The sequence below is a fragment of the Neisseria sp. 74A18 genome, assembly GCF_001308005.1.
GTDB lineage: Bacteria > Pseudomonadota > Gammaproteobacteria > Burkholderiales > Neisseriaceae > Neisseria > Neisseria dumasiana.
In genome coordinates this window covers 1-8,578 of record NZ_LGZA01000050.1, presented here as the reverse complement: position 1 = coordinate 8,578, position 8,578 = coordinate 1, and the positions used below count along the sequence as shown (strand labels likewise).

The 8,578-nt window shown below is 52.2% G+C and carries 7 protein-coding genes; 6 read left to right on the top strand and 1 reads right to left on the bottom strand.

From position 1 onward, the window contains the following. Positions 1–191: 191 nt before the first annotated feature. Together AKG43_RS11315 and pepN are read left to right on the top strand one after the other, a co-directional pair. A complete protein-coding gene (locus tag AKG43_RS11315; protein ID WP_054617395.1) occupies positions 192–968 on the top strand; it encodes a factor H binding protein domain-containing protein in 777 nt (258 codons plus the stop codon). Positions 969–1,459: 491 nt separating this feature from the next. Further along, positions 1,460–4,090 carry an aminopeptidase N gene (gene pepN, locus AKG43_RS11310; protein WP_054617394.1) on the top strand — a complete coding sequence of 877 codons (2,631 nt, stop codon included), beginning with the start codon at positions 1,460–1,462 and terminating at the stop codon, positions 4,088–4,090. Positions 4,091–4,187: 97 nt separating this feature from the next. Here the strand turns inward: pepN and AKG43_RS11305 are convergent, their stop codons facing one another. After that, entirely contained in the window at positions 4,188–5,837 is a 1,650-nt protein-coding gene (locus AKG43_RS11305; protein WP_054600649.1) for an AarF/ABC1/UbiB kinase family protein, read from the bottom strand. A 189-nt stretch (positions 5,838–6,026) separates the two neighbouring features. On the opposite strand from AKG43_RS11305, the gene AKG43_RS11300 reads away from it, so the two are divergent. The 4 genes from AKG43_RS11300 to AKG43_RS11285 all read left to right on the top strand — a co-directional run bounded on the left by AKG43_RS11300 (position 6,027) and on the right by AKG43_RS11285 (position 8,121). Continuing rightward, positions 6,027–6,611: a C40 family peptidase gene (locus tag AKG43_RS11300; RefSeq protein WP_054600648.1), complete on the top strand. Its 585-nt coding sequence runs from the start codon at positions 6,027–6,029 to the stop codon at positions 6,609–6,611. Between the two features lie 11 nt (positions 6,612–6,622). Then, positions 6,623–6,835, top strand: coding sequence for a hypothetical protein (locus tag AKG43_RS11295; RefSeq protein WP_054600647.1), 213 nt, complete (start codon positions 6,623–6,625; stop codon positions 6,833–6,835). Between the two features lie 258 nt (positions 6,836–7,093). Further along, a complete protein-coding gene (locus AKG43_RS11290) occupies positions 7,094–7,432 on the top strand; it encodes a CidA/LrgA family protein (protein WP_054600646.1) in 339 nt (112 codons plus the stop codon). Further along, positions 7,432–8,121, top strand: coding sequence for an LrgB family protein (locus tag AKG43_RS11285; RefSeq protein ID WP_054600645.1), 690 nt, complete (start codon positions 7,432–7,434; stop codon positions 8,119–8,121). Before AKG43_RS11290 ends, AKG43_RS11285 begins: the two co-directional genes overlap by 1 nt. The last annotated feature ends 457 nt before the right edge of the window (positions 8,122–8,578 follow it).

The following is an 8,578-nucleotide window of genomic DNA, read 5'->3' as shown; positions in this document are numbered from 1 at the left end:
ATATTAAATATTACAAAAGCATTTAAACTGTCTCGATTTTCATATTTGCAGATATTGAAATGTAAAATTCATAACTATTTTGCATTTTTACATGTTTCTGTCTTGTAAAGATATGTTGTGAATTGATAATATGCACCCGTGACAGTGAATCACATTAATTTTTACATAAAACAAACACGAGGATTACGGAAATGTCTATTCACAAAAAAATCGCATTGGCTACTTTGATCACTTTGGGTATGGCTGCTTGCGGCGGTGGCGGTAGCGGCAGCCCTTCAACGGCAGCAACTTCACATTCAGACATTCAAGGTACCAAAACGGCATTGTTTGCGGGGAACGCTAATAAAGAGGAAGCTAAAAAAACCAGCCAAAACTTGAGCGACTATACCGTTACATTGGCGGGAGTGCAGCACAATGTGGGTAAGATGGCCAAAAATGAATTGGTTGAGGGCGTGAATGCAAAAGAAGCTTTCCGTGCCTACCGCCAAGCTTATTCTGTGGTTGCGGGTTCGTTCGCGTTGCAGCCGACTACCGGCGGCGATCCCGACGATAACAGCCCGGATATGAAAATGCCGATGCAAGTTAAGCTGATTAACGGCGAAGCCACTCAAACCCTGCCTGCTGCCGGTAAATATACTTACAACGGTGCGGCATTCAGCAACAGCGAAACCGGCCGTTTGACTTACAACGTTGATTTCGATAAAAAAGTGGGTAGTGGCACTGTAACCGGTCTGGCTCAAATTGGTGATGTTAAATTGGATGAAGCCGAGTTGAAGCATACTACTCTTAACAACCCGTCAAACGGCTCGCTGGTTCTTGCTCACGGTGTCGAGGGCAAAGTGAGCAAAGATAAAGAATTGGTTGGTGACTACCACGTGCATCTCTTCGGCCCAAATGCAGAGGAAGTGGCCGGTATGGTTCTCCACCACAAAGCAGGCGAAATCGGTGTGATCGGCAAACGTGATTAATATCTGATTTCATCATATATTTATTCCTTTCTTATTCCTTTCTATCCGAATCACATCGGGCCGTCTGAAAAGTGTTCAGACGGCCCGATGTGATTTCAAAACGGGTCTTCGGGTGTGAGCCGAGTCGTGTATCATAGCGGTTTGCCGAGCCGAGACTTTTACAAAACCCCCGTCTGTGGCGCATTTATACCCGCCCGCTTAGCCTGAGACCTTTGCAAAACCCCCATCTGCAGCGCATTTCTGCGTTGTGCGCTGCTCGCTCGTTTGCCTATCTATATGATATGTCTGCACTCGCTGTGCTGCTACGCCTTGAACTGCATCCACATCTGAGGGTTTTGCAAAGGTCTCAGCCTTATATTGATAGGTCTGCACTCACGGTGCTGTTGCGCCTTGAACTGCATCCATATCTTCTGAGGGATTTGCCAAGATTTCGAGCCATACGTTCCGGCCTTTTTCCTATTTCTGCTTTATGTTTGATTACAGAGAACAATATGAATAAAACCGTGCATTACTTAAAAGATTATGTTGCGCCCGCCTATTTGGTGCCGGCAACCGAACTGCATTTCGATATTCAAAATAACCATACCGTTGTAACGGCGCATCTGAACATAGAGCCGCAGCAAGCCGGTTCGCCGTTGGTGCTCGACGGTTCGGCCGAATTGCTGACGGTTAAAATCAACGGAGAAGAAACGCAGGCTTATACGCTTGAAGACGACAAGCTGGTGTTGGCTCAAGTGCCTGCCGAAGCATTTACCGTATCGGTCGAAACCCTGATCAGGCCGTCTGAAAACAAATCGCTGATGGGGCTGTATGCTTCCGGCGGCAATCTGTTTACCCAATGCGAGCCGGAAGGTTTCCGTAAAATCACGTTTTACCCCGACCGCCCCGACGTGATGTCGGTGTTTACCGTAACCATCACTGCCGATGCGGCGCGTTATCCCGTGATGTTGTCGAACGGCAATAAAGTGGACGGCGGCACGCTTTCAGACGGCCGTCATTGGGTGAAATGGGCCGACCCGTTTGCCAAGCCCAGTTATCTGTTTGCGTTGGTGGCGGGCGATTTGAGCCTTACGCGCGATACGTTTACCACCGCGAGCGGGCGCGAAGTGGCGATTGAGTTTTACACCCGCGCCGAAGATGCGGGCAAAGTCGATTTTGCCGTGCAGTCGCTCAAACATGCGATGAAGTGGGACGAAACCCGCTTCGGCCTCGAATACGACCTCGATATCTACATGGTCGTGGCCGTCGGCGACTTCAACATGGGTGCGATGGAAAACAAGGGGCTGAACATTTTCAACACCAAATATGTGCTGGCCGACAGCCGCACCGCCACCGATGCCGACTTTGCCGGTATCGAAAGCGTGATTGCCCACGAATATTTCCACAACTGGACGGGCAACCGCGTAACCTGCCGCGACTGGTTCCAACTGTCGCTCAAAGAAGGGCTGACGGTATTCCGCGACCAAGAGTTTTCCGCCGACCGTATCGACCACGGCACCTGCCGCATCGACAACGTGGCCATGCTGCGCCAGCACCAGTTTCCCGAAGATGCAGGGCCGACCGCCCATCCCGTCCGCCCCGCGTCTTATGAAGAGATGAACAATTTCTACACCATGACCGTGTATGAAAAAGGTGCCGAAGTGGTGCGCATGTACCATACCTTCTTGGGCGAAGCGGGCTTCCAAAAAGGCATGAAACTTTATTTTGAACGCCATGACGGCCAAGCCGTAACCTGCGACGATTTCCGCGCCGCCATGGCCGATGCCAACGGTTTCGATTTCAGCCGGTTCGCCCTGTGGTACAGCCAAGCCGGCACGCCCGTGCTGGACGTAACAGGCCGTCTGAAAGAAAACGGTGATTATGTGCTGAACGTTAAGCAAACCGTGCCGCCCACGCCCGATATGGCCGAAAAACAACCGATGATGATGCCGCTGAAAATCGCTTTGTTTGATGCCCAAACCGGCCGCCCCGTTGCATTCAGACGGCCTGAAAGCGATACCGCTCAAACCGAAGCGGTGTTGGCGGTAACGCAAGCCGAGCAAGAGTTTGTGTTGCACGGCGTCGGCGTGCCCGTCGTGCCTTCGCTGTTGCGCGGCTTTTCCGCCCCCGTGCATTTGAACTACGATTACAGCGACGAAGAATTGAGCGTATTGCTTTCTGCCGATACCGACCCCTTCGCCCGCTGGGAAGCAGGGCAAACCCTGTACCGCCGCGCCATTGCCGCCAATGAAGCCGCATTGCGCGAAGGCCGGCCGCTGTCGCAACACGCCACGCTGCTGAAAGCGTTTGAATATGTGTTGGATGCCGACATCAGTGCAAGTTTCAAAGCCATGCTGTTGCAAGTGCCGCCCGAAACCGAACTGTGGGCCGACGGCGAGAATATCGACCCGCTGCTCGTCCACCGTGCCCGCGAAGCCTTGCTCGACAAGCTGGCCGTTCAGTTCAAGCAGCATTTTATGGCCTTAAACGAACAGTCTGCCGCCCAAGAGCAGGCGGCAGACGAAGCCGTGCGCTACGAATACAGCCCCGAGCTGGCCGGATGGCGCAGCCTGCGCAACATTTGCCGCGCCTTTGTGCTGCGTGCCGACCCCGACCATATCCGCGTGGTGGCCGAACGCTACGATGCCATGGCCAAAAACATGACCCACGAATGGGGGATTTTGTCTGCCGTCAACAACAACCCGCACGACACACGCAACCAACTGCTGGCCGCCTTCGCCGAAAAATTCAGCGAAGACGCGCTGGTGATGGACAAATACTTTGCGCTGATCGCATCGAGCCACCGCAACGACACGCCGGAGCAGATTCAGACGGCCTTAGCCCACCCGAAATTCAGCTTGGAAAACCCCAACAAAGCCCGCGCACTGTTGGGCGCGTTCAGCCGTAACGTGCCGCATTTCCACGCTCAAGACGGCTCGGGCTATGCCTTTATCGCGGCTAAAGTGATGGAAATCGACCGCTTCAACCCGCAAGTGGCATCGCGTTTGGTGCAGGCATTCAATATCTGCAACAAGCTGGAGCCGACACGCAGAGAGCTGATGAAAGCGCAGTTGCAGCAGATTCAACAGCAGAGCGGTTTGTCGAAAGATGTAGCGGAAATCGTCGGCAAGATTCTGGCTTGACGATAAAAAGTGAAGAGGCCGTCTGAAAACATTTTCAGACGGCCTCTTGTTGTTTATATTAAAGAGAACGGTTTATATATGCACCGATAAACAAACTTTAATGCTTGCCCGACCGCCAAATCGACCAAATAATCCACACGCTGTTGGCAAAGGCCAGCAGGTAGCCGATAAAGCCGATAAATTTCGGGCCGGTTTCGATGCTCATCACGATAGACGAGCCGATAATCAGCGCGGCGGTTACGATGCCCATGGTCAGGCGGTTGGTGGCGCGGTCGATTTGGTGGCTGAGTTGGTCGAAATGCTTGAAATCGATATTCAGCCCCACTTGGCCTTTTTGCAGGCGGCGGCTGAGGCGGAAGAGGTTTTGCGGCAATTCGTCGAGCGCCTGCACGATGGTTTGGGCGTGCATTTTGCTTTTACGCAGTATGTGTTCGGGCGACGCGCGTTCGCCGAACACTTCCGCCACAATCGGCTTGGCCTGTTCCAGCAGTTCGGTGCTGCCGTCGAGCCGTTTGACCACGCCTTCGAGGGTAATCAGGGTTTTGAACAGCATCACCAAGTCGCCGGGCAGGGTCAGCCCGTGGCGTCGCATGATTTGGGTGATGTCGTTGATCACTTGGCTGATGCGTAAATCGCGTATGGGCGTGTGTTCGTAGTTGAGCAGCATTTCCAAAACGTCGGCACCGAGCAGGTTTTCATCGGGCAGCTCGCCTTGCGCCCAGTTGCTCAACACATACTGCATGGTGAATTGGTCGCGGTGGGTGAGGGCGTTGATGAGGTCGATGATTTCGCGGCGGCGGGTGCTGCTGAGATGGCCGACCAAGCCGAAATCAATCAGGGTGATGCGGCCGTCGCCGTTGAGGAAAATATTGCCCGGGTGCGGGTCGGCATGAAAGAAACCCTGCTTGAGTATCATGATGAAGAGGGTGTCGGTAATACGGCCGGCGAGTGTGCGGCGGGTGGCGGCATCAAGCGTTTCAGACGGCATGTCTTTCAGCAAGGTGTCGGAAACGTATTCCTGCACGAGAATGTGGCGGTTTGAATATTCTTGATAAACTTTGGGAATATGGATAAACGGGTGGTTTTGAAAGGTGGTTTCAAACCGCTGCATATAGCGCAGTTCGATGGATAAATCGGTTTCTTTATCGAGGCTGCGGGCGAAATACTGCACCATCTGCACGGGCTGGTAGCGGCGGGTTTCGGGGATTTCGGATTCGATTAGATTGGCCAGATGGGTTAGAATGCGCAAATCGGCCTGTATGGTCGGCTCGATGTCGGGGCGTTTGATTTTAACAGCTACGGTTTCGCCGTTGGTCAGCTCGGCACGGTGGACTTGCGCAATCGATGCGCTGCCGATGGGTTGGGGGTCGATGTGCCGGAATACCTGTTCGGCAGGCTGCCCCAAGTGCGATTCGATCAGCGTGCGGATATCGGCGGTGGGAATCGGTGCGACATTGCTTTGCAGCCGCTCGAATTCTTCAATCCATTCGGCGCTGAAAATGTCCACGCGGGTCGACAGCACTTGGCCGAGTTTGACGAAAGTCGGCCCCAACTCTTCAAACGCCATGCGAAACCGGCGCGGCGTGCTCATGTAGCGGCTTTCGGGCGCGGATTCGCCTTCGTGGCTGCTTTGTGAAGAGAGTTTGATGCGCTGAACAAATTCGCCCAAGCCGTATTTGGTCAGAATGGCGATAATCTCGCGCATACGGGAGAAATCGCGCATGGCAAGTAAAGTTGGAATCATCATGGCTTTTGCTGTATCTTAGCGGCTGATTTCAGAATCTATAGTTATTTTCACGAAAAATTGATGTACATTCCGTTATGCTTCGACAGCGAGTATGACGATGCAGAAGTTGATCGTCAAACTGCTATACACAGAATAACATATAAAGATGCCTCAGGCCGTCTGAAAAGAAATTTACGGAATAATGAATAAATGAACCAATGGAAACAATGGTGTAGCGCAGTTTTTGCCACCGTTTGCCTGATGCTGTCGGGCATGGGTGCGGCGCAAGCCGATGAAATTGAGAGCCTGCTGCGCCTGCAAGGCCAGCAAAATTCGCAGTATAAAGCGGTTGAAGTGGTGAACGATGAAAAAAGCGTGCCCATTACCCGCCGCGATGCCGACGATTTAATCGGCAGTGCCATGGGTTTGCTGGGGGTGGCTTACCGCTACGGCGGCACTTCGGCCAGCACCGGTTTTGATTGCAGCGGTTTTATGCAGCATATTTTCAAACGCAGTATGCAGATCAGCCTGCCGCGCACTTCGGCGGAACAGGCGAGAATGGGCGAACATGTGAGCCGCTCCAATCTCCAGCCGGGCGATATGGTGTTTTTCCGAACCATGGGCGGCGGGCGTATTTCGCATGTGGGGCTGTATATCGGCAACAACCGCTTTATCCATGCGCCGCGCTCGGGTAAGCGCATTGAAATCACCAGCTTGAGCAATAAATATTGGAACTCGAAATATGCCTTCGGCCGCAGGGTAAAGAAAAACGATCCTTCACGCTTTTTGAATTGAGGTGAGCCGCCATGAGTATGCCCGAAATGCCGAAATGGTATAGCGACGACGGCGAAATCGTTTCGTGCACCGAAAAAATCAAGGTGATGACGGAAAACATGACCGAGCTTTTTCAAACGGCACAAGATGCGTTTGAAGATGCGCTGCTGATGGGGTGCGGCGAAGCGCAGTTGCGTGAATATCTGCACCGTTTGATAGACGGGGTGGAAAACCCCTACAAATAAAAGCGCATGTTAAACCGCAAGCGCGCAATGATTGTTTCGATGAATACGGAATCTTAGTCAGATTCCGTTTTTCTTTTGCATTTTCGGCCGTTTTGCCTTTTCAGACGGCCTGCGTAGGGTTATGATTTACACAGATTAACAACTTAACAAACGGGCGGGGCTTTTCGTTTGCGTTTGTGCAACCGGTTTCAGACGGCCTCATCTTCAAGCCGCGTTGCATGGAACCATACCGGGGATTTTCAGGAGAACACACATATCATGATCAGAGCGTTGAGCATTATTTTCGGCTTTTTGGCTTTAGGCGAAGCCATTATTTATTTCAGCGGTATCAAGCTGCCCGGCAGCATTATCGGCATGGGTTTGCTGTTTGGTGCGTTGCATATCGGCTGGGTAAAAACATCTTGGTTGCAGCAGATGGTTGATGTGCTGATGGGCAATCTTTCGCTGTTTCTCGTGCCGCCTTGCGTGGCGGTAATGAGCTATCTGGACATTGTCGGACGCGATTTGCTGTCTATCGTTACGGCGACCGTGGTCAGCACATTTCTCGTGATGTTTGTTACCGGTAAAGTGCACGAGCTGATGCGGAGGTTTTGGTAATGGAAATGTTGTCGCATCCCGTTTTAATGCTCTTTATCACGGTAACGGTGTATTGGATTGCCAACGTGCTGCGTGCGCGAACCGGCAGTTTTTTGTGCAATCCGGTGGTGTTGAGCACGATTGTGGTGATTACTTATCTGAAAACGTTCGATATCGATTACGCCACCTATCACGATGCAGCCGAGTTTATTGATTTTTGGCTGAAACCGGCGGTGGTGTCGCTGGCGGTGCCGCTGTATATCAACTGGAAGAAAATCAGCAGCCAATGGTTGCCGATTGTGGTGTCGCAAGCCGCGGGCAGCGTAACGGGCATTGTGACCGGCGTGTATATTGCCAAGTGGATGGGGGCAGGGCACGAAGTGGTGCTGTCGCTGGCGGCAAAATCCGTTACCAACCCGATTGCGATTGAGATTACCCGCACCATCGGCGGTATTCCCGCCATTACCGCCGCCACGGTGATTTTGGCAGGCATGATGGGGCAGATGATCGGTTTCCGGCTGATGAGCGTCAGCACCATACGCATGCCGACTTCGCAAGGGATGTCGATGGGTGCGGCTTCACACGCAATGGGCATTGCCGCTTCGCTCGAACGCAGCCGCAAACTGGCGGCTTATGCCAGTTTGGGTTTGATTTTCAACGGCGTGCTGACTGCTGCACTGGTGCCGGTTTTGATTCCGATATTGCTTTGATGTATGTAGGGCGGTCGGATAGGGCCGTCTGAAAGGGTTTGAGCAAAACCCGCACGGCTCGTTTTATCGTTAATCCACTTAAGTTTAATAACAAAACCGTCATACTCGGGCTTGACCCGAGTATCTTGAGTTTCTGCAAATTGAGGAGATACTCGGGTCAAGCCCGAGTATGACGAGTGTACTATTTTTAAGTTGATTGGCTATAATGAAACTCGCACGGCTCGTTTTGGCGAAACCCGCAAAGCTCGTTTTGGCGAAACTCACAAAGCTCGTTTTGGCGAAACTCACAAAGCTCGTTTTGGCGAAACTCACAAAGCTCGTTTTCAGACGGCCTGAGACCTTTGCAAAACCCTCAAAAATCCTCTAAATTCCCACTCACATCAAACTCCGAGAATTTAGAGAATTTTGTTCATGAGCAGCTTTTTGCACACCGATGCCCTCAACCATATCGAAAAAC

Bases quoted from the DNA above. Each gene is read 5' to 3' on its own strand.
- AKG43_RS11295 (WP_054600647.1), top strand. From the start codon at position 6,623: ATGAGTATGCCCGAAATGCCGAAATGGTATAGCGACGACGGCGAAATC.
- AKG43_RS11305 (WP_054600649.1), bottom strand. From the start codon at position 5,837: ATGATGATTCCAACTTTACTTGCCATGCGCGATTTCTCCCGTATGCGC.
- AKG43_RS11315 (WP_054617395.1), top strand. From the start codon at position 192: ATGTCTATTCACAAAAAAATCGCATTGGCTACTTTGATCACTTTGGGT.
- AKG43_RS11300 (WP_054600648.1), top strand. From the start codon at position 6,027: ATGAACCAATGGAAACAATGGTGTAGCGCAGTTTTTGCCACCGTTTGC.
- pepN (WP_054617394.1), top strand. From the start codon at position 1,460: ATGAATAAAACCGTGCATTACTTAAAAGATTATGTTGCGCCCGCCTAT.
- AKG43_RS11285 (WP_054600645.1), top strand. From the start codon at position 7,432: ATGGAAATGTTGTCGCATCCCGTTTTAATGCTCTTTATCACGGTAACG.
- AKG43_RS11290 (WP_054600646.1), top strand. From the start codon at position 7,094: ATGATCAGAGCGTTGAGCATTATTTTCGGCTTTTTGGCTTTAGGCGAA.